This window comes from Sulfitobacter sp. 1A13679, assembly GCF_043557115.1.
In the GTDB taxonomy this organism is placed as follows: domain Bacteria; phylum Pseudomonadota; class Alphaproteobacteria; order Rhodobacterales; family Rhodobacteraceae; genus Sulfitobacter; species Sulfitobacter faviae.
Genome location: NZ_JBIFFO010000003.1, coordinates 122,752 through 139,601 on the forward strand (window position 1 = coordinate 122,752; position 16,850 = coordinate 139,601).

19 protein-coding genes are annotated in these 16,850 nt (G+C 61.4%); 7 read left to right on the top strand and 12 right to left on the bottom strand.

Features of this window, described 5'->3' with window-relative positions:
* Positions 1 to 28: 28 nt before the first annotated feature.
* Positions 29 to 718, top strand: coding sequence for a fumarylacetoacetate hydrolase family protein (locus ACGYLA_RS03760; protein ID WP_067262780.1), 690 nt, complete (start codon positions 29 to 31; stop codon positions 716 to 718).
* A 15-nt stretch (positions 719 to 733) separates the two neighbouring features.
* On the opposite strand, the gene ACGYLA_RS03765 is transcribed toward ACGYLA_RS03760, so the two are convergent.
* From ACGYLA_RS03765 to gabT, 4 genes are all read right to left on the bottom strand, one after another.
* Positions 734 to 2,101 carry a tetratricopeptide repeat protein gene (locus ACGYLA_RS03765; protein ID WP_394430438.1) on the bottom strand — a complete coding sequence of 456 codons (1,368 nt, stop codon included), beginning with the start codon at positions 2,099 to 2,101 and terminating at the stop codon, positions 734 to 736.
* Entirely contained in the window at positions 2,098 to 2,907 is an 810-nt protein-coding gene (locus ACGYLA_RS03770) for an alpha/beta fold hydrolase (protein WP_394430440.1), read from the bottom strand. The genes ACGYLA_RS03765 and ACGYLA_RS03770 overlap by 4 nt, the downstream gene beginning before the upstream one ends.
* Complete coding sequence (locus tag ACGYLA_RS03775; protein WP_394430569.1) at positions 2,900 to 3,889, bottom strand: P1 family peptidase; 990 nt, start codon at positions 3,887 to 3,889, stop codon at positions 2,900 to 2,902. The genes ACGYLA_RS03770 and ACGYLA_RS03775 overlap by 8 nt, the downstream gene beginning before the upstream one ends.
* Before the next feature lie 232 nt (positions 3,890 to 4,121).
* Positions 4,122 to 5,522 carry a 4-aminobutyrate--2-oxoglutarate transaminase gene (gabT, locus tag ACGYLA_RS03780; RefSeq protein ID WP_394430442.1) on the bottom strand — a complete coding sequence of 467 codons (1,401 nt, stop codon included), beginning with the start codon at positions 5,520 to 5,522 and terminating at the stop codon, positions 4,122 to 4,124.
* 181 nt (positions 5,523 to 5,703) lie between these two features.
* Here gabT and ACGYLA_RS03785 point away from each other — a divergent pair, with 181 nt between their 5' ends.
* Positions 5,704 to 6,255: a cupin domain-containing protein gene (locus ACGYLA_RS03785; protein ID WP_209216952.1), complete on the top strand. Its 552-nt coding sequence runs from the start codon at positions 5,704 to 5,706 to the stop codon at positions 6,253 to 6,255.
* Positions 6,256 to 6,326: 71 nt separating this feature from the next.
* On the opposite strand, the gene ACGYLA_RS03790 is transcribed toward ACGYLA_RS03785, so the two are convergent.
* From ACGYLA_RS03790 to ACGYLA_RS03805, 4 genes are all read right to left on the bottom strand, one after another.
* On the bottom strand, positions 6,327 to 6,494 hold the full coding sequence (locus tag ACGYLA_RS03790; RefSeq protein ID WP_271688683.1) for a hypothetical protein: 168 nt from the start codon (positions 6,492 to 6,494) through the stop codon (positions 6,327 to 6,329).
* Between the two features lie 139 nt (positions 6,495 to 6,633).
* On the bottom strand, positions 6,634 to 8,358 hold the full coding sequence (locus ACGYLA_RS03795; protein WP_394430444.1) for a sensor histidine kinase: 1,725 nt from the start codon (positions 8,356 to 8,358) through the stop codon (positions 6,634 to 6,636).
* Between the two features lie 2 nt (positions 8,359 to 8,360).
* Positions 8,361 to 8,918 (bottom strand): RNA polymerase sigma factor, encoded by a 558-nt coding sequence (locus tag ACGYLA_RS03800; RefSeq protein WP_067264157.1) that lies wholly within the window; start codon positions 8,916 to 8,918, stop codon positions 8,361 to 8,363.
* Positions 8,918 to 9,088: a NepR family anti-sigma factor gene (locus ACGYLA_RS03805; protein ID WP_197470876.1), complete on the bottom strand. Its 171-nt coding sequence runs from the start codon at positions 9,086 to 9,088 to the stop codon at positions 8,918 to 8,920. The genes ACGYLA_RS03800 and ACGYLA_RS03805 overlap by 1 nt, the downstream gene beginning before the upstream one ends.
* Before the next feature lie 93 nt (positions 9,089 to 9,181).
* On the opposite strand from ACGYLA_RS03805, the gene ACGYLA_RS03810 reads away from it, so the two are divergent.
* The 3 genes from ACGYLA_RS03810 to ACGYLA_RS03820 all read left to right on the top strand — a co-directional run bounded on the left by ACGYLA_RS03810 (position 9,182) and on the right by ACGYLA_RS03820 (position 10,754).
* Positions 9,182 to 9,991 carry a response regulator gene (locus ACGYLA_RS03810; RefSeq protein WP_067264155.1) on the top strand — a complete coding sequence of 270 codons (810 nt, stop codon included), beginning with the start codon at positions 9,182 to 9,184 and terminating at the stop codon, positions 9,989 to 9,991.
* A gap of 106 nt (positions 9,992 to 10,097) precedes the next feature.
* The gene (locus ACGYLA_RS03815; protein ID WP_394430446.1) at positions 10,098 to 10,403 is read left to right on the top strand and encodes a YqjD family protein; all 306 of its coding nucleotides are present in this window, start codon (positions 10,098 to 10,100) and stop codon (positions 10,401 to 10,403) included.
* Complete coding sequence (locus ACGYLA_RS03820) at positions 10,404 to 10,754, top strand: phage holin family protein (RefSeq protein WP_394430448.1); 351 nt, start codon at positions 10,404 to 10,406, stop codon at positions 10,752 to 10,754.
* Here the strand turns inward: ACGYLA_RS03820 and ACGYLA_RS03825 are convergent.
* On the bottom strand, positions 10,705 to 11,076 hold the full coding sequence (locus ACGYLA_RS03825) for a hypothetical protein (protein WP_394408136.1): 372 nt from the start codon (positions 11,074 to 11,076) through the stop codon (positions 10,705 to 10,707). The genes ACGYLA_RS03820 and ACGYLA_RS03825 overlap by 50 nt on opposite strands.
* 90 nt (positions 11,077 to 11,166) lie before the next feature.
* Between ACGYLA_RS03825 and ACGYLA_RS03830 the strand changes: the two genes are divergently transcribed.
* Complete coding sequence (locus ACGYLA_RS03830) at positions 11,167 to 11,895, top strand: Crp/Fnr family transcriptional regulator (protein ID WP_394430450.1); 729 nt, start codon at positions 11,167 to 11,169, stop codon at positions 11,893 to 11,895.
* A 3-nt stretch (positions 11,896 to 11,898) separates the two neighbouring features.
* Here the strand turns inward: ACGYLA_RS03830 and ACGYLA_RS03835 are convergent, their stop codons facing one another.
* The 3 genes from ACGYLA_RS03835 to ACGYLA_RS03845 form a co-directional block, all read right to left on the bottom strand.
* Positions 11,899 to 12,834: a YihY/virulence factor BrkB family protein gene (locus tag ACGYLA_RS03835; RefSeq protein WP_394409329.1), complete on the bottom strand. Its 936-nt coding sequence runs from the start codon at positions 12,832 to 12,834 to the stop codon at positions 11,899 to 11,901.
* A 42-nt stretch (positions 12,835 to 12,876) separates the two neighbouring features.
* Positions 12,877 to 13,722, bottom strand: coding sequence for a formate/nitrite transporter family protein (locus ACGYLA_RS03840; RefSeq protein ID WP_394409332.1), 846 nt, complete (start codon positions 13,720 to 13,722; stop codon positions 12,877 to 12,879).
* Positions 13,723 to 13,889: 167 nt separating this feature from the next.
* On the bottom strand, positions 13,890 to 15,152 hold the full coding sequence (locus ACGYLA_RS03845) for an Hsp70 family protein (RefSeq protein WP_394430452.1): 1,263 nt from the start codon (positions 15,150 to 15,152) through the stop codon (positions 13,890 to 13,892).
* A 159-nt stretch (positions 15,153 to 15,311) separates the two neighbouring features.
* Between ACGYLA_RS03845 and ACGYLA_RS03850 the strand changes: the two genes are divergently transcribed.
* Positions 15,312 to 16,796, top strand: coding sequence for an ABC transporter substrate-binding protein (locus ACGYLA_RS03850; protein ID WP_394430454.1), 1,485 nt, complete (start codon positions 15,312 to 15,314; stop codon positions 16,794 to 16,796).
* The last annotated feature ends 54 nt before the right edge of the window (positions 16,797 to 16,850 follow it).

Here is a 16,850-nt window from a genome sequence, read left to right on the forward strand (position 1 = left end):
CGGCATTATGCCAAAAGGAACACCCGTGATGTATGTGATTGATCCCCCCAAGCAAAGCAGCCTTGCCGTTCAAGGCACCAGCGACCGTTTCCCGGTGCGCCGTGTCTTTTGCGTGGGCCGCAACTATGAGGCGCATGTGCTTGAGATGGGCAATGACATGCGCGACCCGCCGTTCTTTTTCACCAAACCTGCCGATGCCACGCTCGATACGCCTTGCACCGTGCCCTATCCGCCGCTGACGGAGGATTTCCACTTCGAGGCAGAGCTTGTCATCGCCATCGGCAAGGGCGGCGCGAATATCGCGGAAGCGGATGTGATGGATCACATTTGGGGCGCATCCGTGGGCATTGATTTCACCCGCCGTGACCTTCAGGCGCAGGCCAAAAAGATGGGCCGCCCGTGGGACTGGTCCAAGGCCTTTGACAATTCCGCGCCCATTGCGCCGATCCTGCCCATGGCCGATGTTCCCTCGGTCGAGAAGGGTCGCCTATGGCTCGCGGTGAACGGCGAGATGAAGCAGGAGGCCGATCTGTCGCAGATGATCTGGTCGGTGCGAGAGCATACCGCCACCCTGTCGCAGGCCGTGACCTTGGCTCCGGGTGACATCATCATGACCGGCACGCCGGCCGGTGTCGCGGCGGTGCAGCCCGGCGATGTGATCACCGGGGGGGTCGACGGCATCTCCGAGTTCGAAGTCACCGTCGGCCCGCGCGCCTAAAGCGCGTCGCCCGGTCTAGGCCCCGGCCAGCGTGCGTTCGGCCCGCGCGCGGGCTTGGGCCGCCAGATCGGGCAGACCGGTCTTTTCATAGACCTCGCCCAGCATCAGGTTCAGCGGCACGCCATCGGGGTCATAGGTCCGGCGCATCTCAAGCACCTGCTGCGCGGCAGAGGCCCGTCCATCGCGCACCAGCGCGTCGAGGTGGATTTGCTCGAACAGGTCCCGCTGCGCATGGCTGCCGCCACATTCGGCCATGCGGGGCAGGGCCATGCCAAGCTCGCGGATCGCCGTGGCCCACTCCCCCTTGGCATGGGCGGCGATGCCCCGGGCGGCGGGCAGCGCGACTTCTGCCCATGCGGCGTGGTCATGGGCGGCAATCTCACTCGCACGACCTTCAATCGCGGTGAGCATCTCCGCCGCCTCGGTCCGCCCGGTGCGGCAAAGGGCATAGAGATATTGCAGCGTGAGGAAGGGGCTCACCGTATCCGCCCCCCGCGCCGCCACATGGTCGGCCACATCGCCCCAACGGTCGCCCACATCGACGCCCGCGAATTCCATCCGCGCCAGCAGGGACACGGCGCCGACTTGGTCTTGGGAATAGTCCTTTTCCAGCCCCCAGATATGCTGGTCATAGGCGGCGCGCACATCGTCGTGACGGCCCTGCGACAGGTAGAACAGCGCCAGATGCCACCAATTGTGGCTCCGCATGAAGGAGTTCAGATCGCTCCACGTCTCGGCCACGCTTTCCATGAAACGCGCGCCTTCGGCGACGCGGCCTTGCGTTAGCATCACATGGGCCAGCGCGTGATGCGCCCAAGGCTCATCATGGCGCAATTCCATCGCCCGGCGGGCAGCAGCCTCGGCCCGGTCGAGCAGATGGCATTGCTCATAACCAAAGGCGATCATGCCGTGGGTATAGGCGATGTCTTCGGCCTCGGGCAGGGATTTCAACGCTAGGCGCAACATGCCTGCGGCATCGCCGGTGTTGAACAGGTGGTATTGCGCCAGTTTCAGCATCGCCAGATCGCGCGGCCATTTATCGGTAATGGCATCACAGGCGGCGACGAGGGCGGGCACATCGCCGTCGATCCAATGCCCAACGGCGCGGATCACTTCTTGTTCGCGAGCATTCGCGCCGGGGGCTGCCTTGGCGCGGTCCAGATAGGGGCGGGCTTTCTCGGGCGCGATCGGGTGTTCGAGGAACATCCACAAGAGCGCGGCATAGGCATTGACCAGCGGCCCGTTGGGGTCGGCATCGGCGGCGGCGATGATGCCCGCGGCCTTGGGTTGGTAGGACAGGAAGCCGTGGATGAAGTCATTGATCGCCTGCAAGGTTTCCGGGCGGTCGGTAGAGGTTTCCAATCCGTAAAGGTCTTGTGTCATCTCGGGTCTCCGGCGGTGTCGTGGAATTGGCGCAGATGTTGGGCGACGGCCTCGGCGGCGTCCCAATGGATCGAATGGCCCGCCTCGGGCAGGGTGGTCTGGGTCACATTTGGGATCTCCGCAAAAGCCTCCTCGGCGGCGGCGCGGGGGATCAGCAGGTCTTCGGCCCCGTGGAGCACTTGGGTCGGGCAGGTCAGATCAGCGGGCCGTACCGTGGGGCGGAAACCGCGCAGCGCTTCGAGTTGATGGGCCATGGCATCCGCGCTCTGCGCATGGGGATAGGCCAGTGCTGCGGCGAGGGCGGCCTCGGTATTGTCAGGATCGGTGAAGAAACCGGGGGCGAAAATCCAAGGGTAGAGCGCGCGCAGCCAAAGCTGCTCCCCTTCCGGCGCGCGACGCACGGCGAGCAGCGCATCGAAGACTGCCATGGTCCGGGGTGCGCGAACCGGGGCAGAGGCGAGAACGCTCAGCGCTTGGATGCGATCCGGCGCGAGGCCAAAAAGCTCCATCGCCATCAGCCCACCCATCGAATGGCCGACAACGTGAAAGGTGTCATGCCCCAGATGATCCATCAGCGCCAGCGCATCCCGAGCCATCTGCGCGACAGAGGTTTCGGCATCCCAAGGGGTCGTGCGCCCGGTGCTGCGGTTGTCGGGCCGGATCAGGGTGAAGTGATCGGAAAGCAGCGGGGCCAAAGCGCCCCAACTCGCGCTGTCGCTCAGCATCCCGGCCAGCATCAAAAGCGGCGGGCCGCGCCCGTCGACCTCATAATGAAGTGAAATATCGGAGAGGGGCAGATCAGGCATTCAACGTGCTCCAACAAGGCAAAAGATCCCCATCGGCGGGGGTGGCCGCATAGATGGCGCGGGCGATGGCGCGCGACAGGCAGAGGGCCGCGGCATGGCCGATCAGCGCCACATCCCCCGCAGGCCGCGCCGCGGTCGAGAGAGAGAAGACCAGATCGCCGTCATTGGGCTTATGTGCAGGCACCACGGCACGGGCGATGCCGTCATGGGCCGCCACGGCGACGCGCTGGCATTCGGCCTTGGTCAGCGTGGCGTCGGTGGCGACGATGGCGATGGTGGTATTGGCGCGGGCCGACATGGCCGCCATCTTGCGGCTCTCGAAGCTCAGCCCCAACCCGGCGGATGGGTCCGGCCCCAGCCCGCCGAACTCTCCGTCGATCTCAAAGGGGGCGGCGTGGAAATAGCGGTCACCGGGGGTGGTAACGGCGCCCACCGGATTGGCCCCGACAAGCGCGCCGACCGTGCTGCCATCTGGCAATTGCAAACTGGCGGAGCCGAGGCCCCCTTTAACCATCGCGCTCAGCGCCCCGGTGCCCGCACCGACCGAGCCGATTTGAAAATCTTCGCCCGCCGCTTCCAAGGCTTGGCGGCCAAGATCGGCATAGGGGTTCTGCGCCCAATCCTTATCGCCGCCGTTCAGCAGATCGAAGAGGATCGCGCCGGGCACCAGCGGGATCAGCGCGTCGCCCACGCGAAAGCCGCGGCCCTGCGCGCGCAGGGCATCGACCACGCCCGAACAGGCATCCAGCCCATAGGCAGAGCCGCCCGAGAGCACCAGCGCATCGACCGCCGCGACGGTTTTGTCGGGGGCCAGCAGGTCTGTCTCGCGCGTGCCGGGCGCGCCGCCCATGACGTGGACAGAGGTGGTGAAGGGCGCATCGCCGATCAGCACGGTGCTGCCGGATTTCAGCCGCGCATCCTGCGCATTGCCCACCTTCAGCCCTGCCACATCGGTGATCAGGTTGCGCGGGCCGGGACGCATTGGCGCGCTCATGGCAGGCTCTTCACGTGAAACATCCCCGTAAGGGTGCGCATGGGGCAGGGGGCTAACAAGGGCATCATCACTCCGGCGTTGATTTCGGGCGGAGTTTGCGCGCTTCCCCGGCGGATGCCAAGGGCCGAGGTGGGACAGGATGCCCCCGCCGGAGGGACGCCACAAAAATGGGCGCGCAGATTGCCCCGCGCGCCCGATCCATCCGGTGTGACTGTTTGGTTTACTTCTGCTCTTCGGCGACAGCGGCGGCGACGGCCTCTTCGAAGATAGCGAGCCCCTCTTCGACGATGGCGTCGGAGGCTGTCAGCGGGACCATCACGCGCACGGCGTTGCCATACATGCCACAGCTCAGCAGCAGCAGGCCGCGCTTCAGCGCATGGGCGATGACCCGTTTGGTGAAGTCGGCATCGGGCTTGGCGCTGTCGAAGTCGGTCACGAACTCAACGGCGACCATGGCCCCAAGGCCACGGATGTCCCAGAACCGGAAGGGGGCGGAACGCTCGCCAATCTCGGCAAAGCGGGCTTTGAGCGTGTCGCCCATCGCGGTCGAGCGGGCCAGAAGACCTTCGTCTTCGATCACCTCGATGGCTGCCAATGCCGCAGCGCAGGCCACCGGGTTGCCGCCATAGGTGCCGCCCAAGCCGCCGGGGGCCATCGCGTCCATCACATCGGCGCGGCCAATGACACCGGCCAGCGGATAGCCACCTGCCATGGATTTCGCCACGGTGATCAGGTCTGGCACCACGCCGGAATGCTCGATTGCGAACCATGTGCCGGTGCGGCCAAAGCCCGCCTGCACTTCGTCAGCGATCAAGAGAATGCCATGCTGGTCACAGATCGTGCGCAGCTCTTGCATCATTTCGAAGGGCACGGGGGTGTAGCCGCCTTCGCCAAGCACCGGCTCGATGATGATCGCGGCAACACGCTCGGGCTGGGCATCGGTGAGGAAGAGGTTCTTCAGCCCGGTCAGCGCGTCCTGCACGGTGATCCCGTCGCGCACAGAAGGGAAAGGCGCGCGAAAAACATCCGCGGGGAAGGGGCCGACGTCTTTCTTGTAGGGCGTGACCTTGCCGGTCATACCAAGCGTCAGCAGGGTACGGCCGTGGTAGCCGCCGGTGAAGGCGATGACGCCCGGGCGGCCGGTGGCGGCGCGGGCGATTTTCACGGCGTTCTCAACGGCTTCGGCGCCGGTGGTGACCAGCAGCGTCTTCTTGGGCGCGTCACCGGGGGCGAGCGCGTTCAGCTTCTCGGCCAGTTCGACGTAAGGCCCGTAGGGCACGACCTGAAAGCTGGTGTGGGTGTAGTGGTCTTCCTGCGCCTTGGCGGCCTCGACCACCTTGGGGTGACGGTGCCCGGTGTTCAGCACGCCGATGCCGCCGACGAAGTCGATGTAGCGGTTGCCTTCCACGTCCCATAGCTCGGCGTTCTCGGCATATTTCGCGTAGATCGGCGCGGCGGAGGCGACGCCGCGCGGCACGGCGGCATCGCGGCGCGCGATGAGATCGGCGTTGGTCTGACCGTCGGGCTGGGTCGCGGGGTTGGTTTCGACCACGGAGATCTGCGGCGCGGCTTTGGCTTTGGCCGCGGATTTCCGGGGTGATTTCTTGACGGTGCTGGACATGGAACAGATACCTTATTGCGAAAGAGAGAGGGCAGTGACGTGTCGTTTAAAAAATCCATATTCCGTTTAATATAATTGTCAATCGCGATCGCAGCCTCTATCTAACAATTCCCGTGACCCCCCGGTTGACCCAAGGCCGTGCCCCGTAGCGGCGGCGCGGGGGCCTACAAAGGACAAGCCATTGAACGTCGGCGATAAACTCAGAGCGATCCGCAAGAAACACGGGCTCTCCCAACGGGAGCTTGCGGCCAAGGCCGGGCTGACCAATGGCACGATATCGCTGATCGAAAAGAACCGAACCAGCCCCTCGGTCGCGTCGCTCAAAAGCCTGTTGGACGCGATTCCCATCAGCATGGCCGAATTTTTCGCGATTTTAGAAGAAGACGACAGCGCCAAAGTCTTCTACCGCGCGGAGGAGTTGACCGAGATTTCACCAAGTCATCAGGGCGGCGTATCCCTGCGTCAGCTGGGCAGTGCCGCGCATCACGCGCTTCAGGTTTTGCATGAAACCTATGAGCCCGGCGCCGATACCGGACCTGAGTTTCTGAGCCATGAGGGCGAAGAGGCGGGGGTCGTGGTGCGCGGGAGCATCGAAGTAACGGTGGATGGCGCGGTCAGCTTGCTTCATGCCGGGGACGGATATCTGTTCGACAGCCGCCTGCCGCATCGGTTCCGCAACACCGGGTCCGAAAGTTGCGAGATCGTCAGCGCCTGTACCCCGCCCAGTTTTTAAAAAAAGGTGCCCCATAAATATCGACCGCCCCGAGCATTCTGCTCGGGGCGGTCGATAGGGGGTGTCAGGTCTTAGTAGTCTGACCGGTAGTTCGACCTTTGGGTCTCCGGTTGCTGTTTTTCGCGCCCGGTGCGGTCCTCATCCGGGTGAAGTTCCCTTCGGCCCGTGGTGAGGGCAAGGATGATGACCGCCGCTAAGGTCAGGATGGTCAGACCGCCGAGAAAAAGCTCCGTGGTCATCTCCGTGTTCCTTTTTAGCACTGCGTTTCAGGTGCTCAACCGCGCGCAGGCCAAAGGGTTCCGACAAATTTTTCGCCTATGACGAGTCTGTGATCGGTCCGCCACGTTTTGGGCCAGATTCCATTGGGGCTTTGGGGCCTTAGTAATCGTAGATCATTTTACTGTCGGTCGGGACGTGGAAGTTCACCCGGATCTGATAGATGTCGTCGTTGGTTTCGACCTCGACCTGGCCGTTCAACTGGCGGGTAAAGGCAAGGATCAGGCGCGAGCCTAGCCCGGTGCCGGACTTCACCTCTTCGGGGTTGCCGATGGTGTTGCGCACTTCGAGCATCGCCTGCTCTGGCCCGGTTTGGATCAATTTGAGCGAAATAAAGCCTTTGCCATGTTCGACCGTCGAGACGTATTTAAGCGCATTGGTCAGCGCCTCGGAGACCAGCAGGGTCAGCGGCGCGGCATCGTCGGCGTCGATCTTGATCGGCTCGAAGGACTGCTCAACCTTCACGCCAGAGCCGGATGGCAAGCCGACTGAGAGCATCTGGCCCACGATCTCGGTCAGTAATTCACTGGCATTGACGCGGACCAGATCGTCATTCTGATAGAGGTTCTTATGCACCGTGGCGAGGCTGAGGATACGGTCTTGCAACCGGCGCAGCACGAAACGCGCATCTTCGCTTTTGGCCTGCCGGATCTGCATGTTCATGATCGAAGAAATCAGTTGCAGGTTGTTCTTAACCCGGTGGTGCACCTCTTTCAGCAGGATGTTCTTCTGCCGAAGGCTGTCTTCCAACGTCGCCTCGTCCCGCAGGATGGATTCCGCCATGCCAACAAAAGCAGCCTCCATCTCGACCAATTCGGTGGGGACCGAGGGGCCGAGCGTCCCACGCGGGAGAGTACGGTTCAGCGCAAAGCGCCGCATCTGCCGCCCGAGTTTGCGAATATGGTTGATCGCCAGACGGTTCAGCGCCCAGAAGGCCACGATAAGGCTCGCCAGCCACATAACGATGGGCAAAAGCGCGCTGAGGCGGGTCGAAACGCCAGTATCCAAAAACGGGGTGTTGCTGGGCCAAACGCTGAGCGCGAAGACCGTGTCGGGCACAATCGGCACGATCACATAGGCGCGTTCTTGGCCATCGGAATTTTGCGAAAGAAAGACATTGGGCTCTTTGGTGGTCAGCAGCGACAGGGCGACATCGTTGGGATATTCCGTCTTGGCCACCTCAAGCCCGTTTTCGGTGGTAAGGATATGACCCATCTTATTGAGGGTCATCATCGCAACGCTGCTGTGTTTGGTCTTGGGCTCGCGGATCGCGTTGATGGCATCCTCGGGGATGCTAAGCGCCATGAAGCCGATCAACTCGCGCTCTTCGTAGACCGGCGCGTTGATCAGCGTGACCACTTGGTTGCTGACCGCCCCCTGCAACACTGGCATCGCGCGGCGGACGGGGTTTTCCAGCAGGGTCTGGAAATTCTCATCCTGCGAAAAGTCATGATCCTGCCCCGTGGAGGAGCAGGTCATTTGTCCGTCTAGCCCGATGAAACCCACAAGCGAATAAATGTCTGACGCCTGTTTGTATTCCCTAAGGAAGGCCGTGCATTCCTCAGGATCTTCCCGCCTGAGCCGCACGATGGCGGTGAGAGCTTCTGCCGCGCCAAAGGCCTCTTGGATCACCCGGCGTTCCGCCGCGGAGGCTTGTTCCGTCACGGCGATCAGCGATAGCTCCGCGCTTTGGCGACTCTGATCCGCGATCTGCCGTGTCTGTACAACCGCGATCAGCCCGATGGGCAAAAGCGCGAGAGACAGAAACAGCAGGATACGGATCGTCAGCCCACGCATCAGATCACCGCTGAAGAAGCCAGATGTCATATTTAAAAAGAGGAAACTTTAGATGCGGATAGGACAGACATTGTTGCGTCATCGGTCATTTCAAGCGACTCGTCGTCATGGTGACCCAGCAGTTCGGCAAGGCGGGCACGCGCCCGGTTGGTGCGGCTCTTGATGGTGCCGACAGCGACCCCACACATTTCCGCAGCTTCTTCGTAAGAGAAACCGGAGGCCCCGACAAGAAGCAGCGCTTCGCGTTGTTCGTCCTTCAAAAGAGCCAGTGCCTTGCGGAAGTCGGTCATCTGCATGTGGCCGTCGTGTGCGGGCTTTTCGGCCAGCCCATCGGTCAGCACGCCATCCACGTCCGAGACTTCGCGCTTCGCCTTACGGCGCGAGGAATAGTAGGTGTTACGCAGGATCGTGAAGAGCCAAGCACGCATATTCGTGCCTTCTTGGAACTTTTCGATGTTGGTCCACGCCTTGACCAAGGTGTCCTGCACCATGTCGTCTGCCGTGGCACCATTGCGTGTCAGGCTGATGGCAAAGGCCCGCATGGCCGGCAGATGTTCTACCAGCTCGTCGCGCGGATCGGGACGGGTCATCATGACGTTCCTTTTTCTGAATCCTGTTCCTTCAACTTCTGAAGCAGATCCTTGAAACGATCAGGGATGCCTTCTTCGAGCGTCTCATCGAAGACCCGTTTGAGGTTGTCGTCGATGACGCGCTCGCGCTCGTCCTTGTTTCCTGAATTCACTAACATCACCTCTGGCATCGTCGTCTCGTTTGAATAATTATGCATGCATACTGGAACCAAACACAATGTCGACGTGTTTGGTTCCAAGAAAAGTAAAAAGGATTCGACTAGATGAACGATGCGACACAAAAGACCAGCATCAGCGATGAACTGGGAGCCAACATCCCCTACCTTCGCCGGTTCGCGCGGGCGATGACAGGCAGCCAGACCAGTGGCGACACCTTTGCCGCGGCAGCCCTCGAAGCCATCTTGGTTGATCGCTCGGTGCTCGATGGAGTAGATACAAAGACGGGTCTTTTCAAGGTTTTGTACGGTATTTGGGCCAGCGCAGGTGCCCCGGTCGAAGAGGGCGAAAGCGGCCCGCGGGCCAAGGCACAACGCCATCTTTCCAGCCTCACGAACAACAGCCGTGAAGCGCTTTTGCTGCACACGATCGAAGGCTTCTCTCACGGGGAAATCGCCAAGATCATCGGTGTGGATGAGGCCGAAGCGGGCGAGTTGATCCAGATCGCCCATCGTGAGATGGCCGACAGCACCTCGGGTTCGGTGATGATCATCGAAGACGAAGCCATCATCGCGATGGACATTGAATCCATCGTGGCCGAGATGGGCCACCGGGTGACCGGCATCGCCCGCACCCGCGAAGAGGCGGTGAAACTGGGCAAGGCCGACGTGCCGGACCTGATCCTCGCCGACATTCAACTGGCCGACAACTCTTCGGGCATCGACGCGGTGAACGACCTGCTGAACGAGCTGGGCATGCGTCCGGTGATCTTCATCACGGCCTTCCCCGAACGTCTGCTGACCGGCGACAAGCCCGAGCCTGCCTTCCTGATTTCCAAGCCCTATTCGGTGGATCAGGTCGTCTCAGCCGTGTCGCAAGCGATGTTCTTTTCCTCCACGGAAACGCTCAACGCCTGAAGCTGAGCCGCGAAAACAGGGTTCCCCGCGCGCAACGTCGCGCCGGGAACCCTTTGCACTAAAAGCATGTGCCGCCTAACATCACCCAAACATTCAGGAGGCCCGCATGGCCAAGACCACAACCGCTGCCGCAAAAGAGGTGACGATTGACGATCTGTCGGATCAGATCGCACTTCTCAAAAAAGACATCGCATCGCTGACCGAAACCCTGGGCGACTATGGCAAGGCCAGGTCGGAAGAGATGCGGGACAATGCTCGCAATGCGGCGAATGATTTCGCCGATACGGGGCGTCTCAAGGCGATGGAAGTTCAGCAACAGGCCGAGGAATTCCTCAAGACTCAGCCCGGAACCGCTTTGGGGATTGCCGCAGGCATCGGTTTCCTCGTTGGTCTTGTGACGGCCCGCCGCTAAATGCTGTCTTCGGTGATGCAACATCTGCGCGGCTCCCTGCGACGGGCGCTGCGCACGGCCATGCTCAGCGCCGGGGCCGCGCTTTTTCTGCTGATCGGCCTGCTGTTTCTGACGCTGGCGGCATGGCTTTACCTCATCACCGTCACCACCGCGCTCACCGCCGCGCTGATCCTCGGCGCGGTTTACTTCGGTATGGGCTTTCTCTTGCTCGCCATCGCCGGGTCAGATGGTGAGGCTGCGGCGCAGCCGTCCCGGCAAGAGGACCCCGCCGCCTCCGATCATGATGGCTTGAAGAACCTGGTCATGGCATTTCTGGCTGGCATAACCGCGGGTCAGAAAGCGCGCCGTTAACCGCGGCCAGCAGGTTGCTGCTGGAAAACGGGCGGGTGATGAATTTCAACCGCTCGCCCACCTTCGCCAGCCGTGGCGTATCGTTCATGATGCAGATGATCGGAAACCACTCCTGCAAGTTCGACAGTTCCGACAAATGCTGATGCAACTGTTCGCGCCGCAGCGACAGGACCGCGAATTCCGTGTCGTTGACGTTGTCCACCAAGGCGCTGAGGTCAAAGCTTTCCAATACTTCAATTTGAGATTGCGGAAACGCGGCAGAAAGCGTTTCATTTATGTCTGAACAGACCAATGGGTCCGGTTCGTAGATCAAGATCGACATGGTCTTCCCCCGGGTAAGCAAAGTCGTCGGTGTAGGGGGTGCGCAAAACACGCGCATTAAACTAAGACATATGAAGGCAAATTTTATCTAATGACGACACACTGCCGCTATTGTCCCCTTCGGCGCAAGGATGCTTTCCTGCCGATGTCGAAAGAAGAAGTGAGCTTCATGGAGAAGTTCAAGTCGGGTGAGCTGACCGTCGAACCGGGCACGCCGATCCTGATGGAAGGGTCGAACTCGCCCCAGCTTTACACGGCGCTCACCGGAATGGGCATCCGCGACAAGACGCTGGAGAACGGCAGCCGGCAGGTCATCAGCTTTGTCTTCCCCGGCGATTTCATCGGGCTACAGGCTGGCATCATGGGCGAAATGGGCCATTCCGTCGAAGCCCGGACCCATATGCGGCTCTGCGTTTTCAACCGCAGTGAGTTCTGGAACTTCTTCAAATCCCACCCCGAACGCGCTTTTGACATCACTTGGCTGGCCGCCATCGAAGAGCATTTCATGGGCGAAGTCCTCGCCACCATCGGCCAACGCACCGCGATGCAGGCCATCGCTTGGGCGATGGTCAAGATTTTCGAACGCGGCCAGTCGCTCGGGATGGTCACCCACAACCAGATGCTGCTGCCCTATTCGCAACGCGATCTGGCCGATGCGCTTGGCCTCTCAGTGGTGCACACCAACAAGACCCTCGGCGCTCTGAAAGAACGTCAGTTGCTGTCGTGGTCCGACAGGGTGCTGCAAATCAACGATCTTGCCGCCTTGGCGAAAGAGGGGATGACCGATCCGGAAAGCCGCCAAAAACGCCCGCTGCTCTAACCGTCAGTCCTGCGCGACATCGATATAGGTATCCGCCGCCTCCGCCCCGCGTTGCCCGCGCGGCTTGGCCGGGCCAACGGTGCTGTCAGGCCGCGTCCGCCGCTCCACCTGCGCGTTCAACGCGGCCCCAAACAAGATCAGAAAGCTGCTGATCCAAAGCCAGATTAACATCGCGATCACCGCCCCGATCGAGCCATAGACCTGATTGTAATTGCCGAAATTGGCCACATAATAGGAAAAACCGATGGAAAGCACCGCCCAAGACAGCACCGCCAAGATCGCCCCGCTGCTGAGCCACGGAAGCCGCGCCGCCCGCCGGTTTGGGCCAAAGCGGTAAAGCACCCCAACCCCGGCAAACAAAACCACCGTCGCCACGGTCCAACGCAAAAGGTCGGCCACCGCATTGCCAAAGGGGCCAAGCGGGATGAAGGCCAGAATGATCGGCGCGATCACTACCGCCAGCAGCGCCACGATGCCGACCGCCACAAGGCTCACCGTCAGAAGCAGGGCATGAAGGTAGTGTTTCGCGGCATTGCGGTTGCGCTCATTGTAGACGGCGTTCAATCCGATCACCATCGCCCCCACCCCGGCCCGGGCGGACCAAAGCGCCACCAGCAATGACACGATACCGGCCCAACCCAGCGTATCGGCCCGCGCAGTGACCAAGCCGGTCACCTGCGTATTAATGATGTCATAGACATCATCCGGCAGCAGCCCGCGCACTTCCTCCAATTGGGCGACGACGACGACAGGGTCCGAAATCAGCCCCAAAAGCGCGATCAATGCCGCCAGCGCCGGAAACAGCGACAACATGGCGAAAAACGCCACCCCGGCCGAGATCAGCGCAAGGTTGTCCTCCGCCGCCTGTTTCAGGCTCGCCTTGAAAGCATCCCAATAGATCGCCGGTCGGGTCGGGGGTCTGCGCAACACCAATGCCATTCCTCTCAATTCGGCCCCGCCATTGATCGGGACCGCTTTGCCTCAACTGTCCTCCACATCGTCGCGGACCTGGCCCCAAGCAACAAGGGTGAAGACCACCGTGCCGCCAATGATGTTGCCCACAAGCACCGGCAGGAAGAAGCCAAAGATCGCCTGACCGACCCCCAAGCCGCCATGCAGGATCAGCGCGGCCATCTCGACCGAACCCGCGACGATATGCGTGAAATCCCCCGCCGCAATCAGCCAAGTGAAGGTCAGGATCAGGAAAAAAGCGGTCTCGTCCGCCTGCGGAAGCATCCAAACGATCAGCGCCACGATCACGCCCGCCGGAATGCCGCGCCAAAATGCTTCTGACAGCCCCATGCCGGTGGCGTGTTCCGAAAGGCTGATGATGGCGGGTAGAATGTTTTCAGGGATGGCGGGCGTATAGATAAACAGTGCCGCCGCCGCAAAGGCCCCGACGACATTCGCCCCCAATACAACACCCCAAAGCCGCAACAGGCTGCACAAAACACCCAAACTACGCTCCTGCATCAATGGCAAGACGGTGGTAATGGTGTTCTCGGTAAACAACTGCATCCGGCCCATGATGACCGCGATGAAACCCAAGGAATAGCCAAGGTTCTCTAGCAAAAACCGCCACTCCGCATCCGGCAGATAGGTCCGGAAAATTGCCTCGCCCAAGACAGAAAGACTGATCAGCATCCCCGCAGAAATCCCCGACCAGATCAATGACCGGTTGGTGCGGTTCAACTCATCGCGCCCCTCGCGGCGGATCACCTCATAGATCAGCTTGGGCGACAGCGCCGCCGCATCACTGACAGAGCGTTCTTCCGCCTCCTCCTGCACAGCAGAGGTCGGGGGTTTCTTCTGGATCAGTGGGGCCATGCGCGTTCTTCCTAAAAACTATGGACATAATGAACATAGCCCGCCGCAGCCTTCTGCACAGTAAAAAGACCACAGCCCCACGCCGCACCACCAGCGGCCCTGTCGAGCCTCCGCCCTTCACCTTCATCCTTTCTCAAATACCGATCCCGCGCTCTCAACCAGCCGGATCAGCCGCGTTCATCCCCACCGGCCCGCAAGGCCAACCCCTCAACAATCGCCGTCAGCGCCGCCCCCCGATGCAGTTCCGCCCTTGGAAAGCGCGCCCGCATCTCGTCTTCGACCACCGCCATCAGGCTCGACCCGCCGACAAAGATCAGCCGGTCCACTGCCTCAGGCGCGAGGCCTGCCTTCTGCGCCGTCGCTTCTGCCGCGTCCCCCATCTGCACGGCGAGTTTCGACAGCCGCTTGCGCATCCAATCGCGGGGCAGGGGCAAGGTCGCGCGGGGTTTGAGCATCGACACGTCGATCACCGGATCAGTATCCCCCGCGCCCCCCGCACCATTGGCGCGGATTTTCCCCGCTTCGACAGCAAAGGCGAGGTCATGGCCAAGCTCTTCGTCAAGCACTTTGACCAGGCGGGCCAGACGTTTGGGATGTTCGGCGAACTTATGGAGTTCCGCCGCCGCCTTGCGGGTCTCCGGCCCATAGAGAAACGGAATTTTCGCCCAAGTGGCCAGATCGTTAAAGATCGCATTGGGCGCGATATGGGTGTCACCCCCGAAAGCGTGGCGAATTTCGCTGCCCATGCCAAGCTGCGGCATCACCCGCCCGATCGACAGGGACCGGTCGAAATCGGTCCCGCCCAGCCGAATGCCGTGGCTTTCCAGAATGTCGATCTCATCATTTCCGCGCTGCCGGAACAGCGTGAAATCCGAGGTGCCGCCGCCAATATCGATGACCAGCCCCAGATCCCCCGGACGCAAGGCCGCTTGATTGGCAATCGCGGCGGCTTCGGGTTCGTTCATGAAGTCCACATGATCGAAACCCGCCCGGCCATAGGCCTCGCGCAGGTCTGTCAGGGCTTGGGCATCGCGGGCGTCATCGGCTGAGTAAAAGCGCACGGGGCGTCCCGAGAGCGCCCTGTCGAAGTGCAGCCCCGTGGCGGCCTCGGCCTGCGTTTTGACCCGCGCAAGAAACCGCGCCACGATGTCGATAAAGTCGAGCCTTTCGCCCAAAAGCACCCTTCGTTCGCGCATCAGCCGGGTGCCAAGCAGGCTTTTCAATCCGCGCATATACCGGCCTTCGGCCCCGGCCAGCAGCGCGTCGGATGCCGCGGCACCGATCCGCATTTCCCGTGCTTCGAAATCAAAGAAGACCGCCGTCGGAAGGGTCTGCGCCTCGGCCTCCAGCGGGATCAGACGCGGCATGCCGTCAACGGCGATGCCCGCCGCGGTGTTGGAGGTTCCGAAATCAATCCCCAGCGTGGCCATGATGTTCTCCTGATGCCTTTTCACGGTCGCCCCGATGCGCGGCGCGCCCGTGCAAAGCACCCGCGATACCCTTCTCGCGCGTGCTTGGCAACGAAGGCTGGCGTGCCGCGTGGCTTTTGGCTAGCCTCGCAAAAAAATACGCCAATATGGGAGACTTTCATGAACCGTTTGAACCGCTTGATGACCGGTGTGGCCAGCGCTGCATTGGCCGTTGCCGCCACGACGGCCCTTGCCAAGGACGACATCACCGTCGCCATGCAGCTTGAGCCGCCGCATCTTGATCCGACCTCCGCCGCTGCTGGGGCCATCGACTCGGTGCTTTATACCAATGTCTTCGAAGGGCTGACCCGCTTCATGGGCGACGGCTCTGTCGTGCCGGGGCTGGCTGAATCTTGGGAGATTTCCGAAGACGGGCTGACCTATACTTTCAAGCTGCGCGAGGGGGTCACCTTTCACGATGGCACCACGATGGATGCCGAGGATGTGAAATTCACTCTCGACCGGATCAATGCCGAAGACAGCGCCAACGCGCAAAAGGCACTTTATTCCGCAATCTCCGAGGTGAATGTCATCGATCCCCAGACCGTTGAGGTCAAACTGAGCGAGCCGAACGGCAACATGCTTTTCAACCTCGCCTGGGGCGATGCGGTGATCGTGGCGCCGGAATCGGTCGAGACGATCAAACAGACCCCAATCGGCACCGGCGCTTTCAAATTTGAGAACTGGAACCAAGGCGACAAGATCACCCTGACCCGGAATGAAGACTATTGGGGCGAAGCGCCCGCCCTGGCCAGCGCGACGTTCAAATTCATCTCGGACCCGACAGCGGCTTTCGCCTCCGTCATGGCCGAGGATGTCGATGTTTTCACTGGCTTCCCCGCGCCTGAGAATATCCCCCAGTTCGAAGCCGATCCGCGGTTTCAGGTTCTGATCGGTTCGACCGAGGGGGAAACGATCCTGTCGATCAACAATCAGCGCGAACCTTTCGATAACGTTAAAGTGCGTGAGGCCGTTGCCCATGCCATCGACCGGCAGGCGATCATCGACGGCGCGATGTTTGGCTATGGCACGCCCATCGGCACCCATTTCGCACCGCATAACCCAGACTACGTCGACCTGACGGAGATGAGCAGCTACGATCCCGAGAAATCGAAGGCGCTGCTGGCCGAGGCCGGTTTCCCCGATGGGTTCGAGACGACATTGCACCTGCCGCCCCCCTCCTACGCCCGCCGCGGGGGTGAGATCATCGCCGCGCAGTTGGCCGAGGTTGGCATCAAGGCGCAGATCACCAATGTCGAATGGGCGCAGTGGCTGGAAACCGTGTTCAAAGGCAAAGATTTCGGCCTGTCGATCGTCAGTCATACAGAGCCGATGGACATCAACATCTATGCCAACCCGGACTATTACTTCCAGTATGACAATGCCGAGTTCCAGTCTCTGATGACCGAGTTCAACAAGACGGCCGACCCCGCCGCGCGGAGCGAGATGCTGGCCAAGGCGCAGCGCATCATCGCCGAAGACTATGTGAACGGTTACCTGTTCCAGCTCGCCTTCCCGACGATTGCCAAGGCCGGTGTTGAAGGGCTTTGGGTGAACGCACCGACACAGGCGACCGATCTGACCGGCGTCAGCTGGGCGGAGTGATCTGAAAGGATCATGTTGAGACACTAAAAAAGGGCGCGCCGTGAGGCGCGCCCT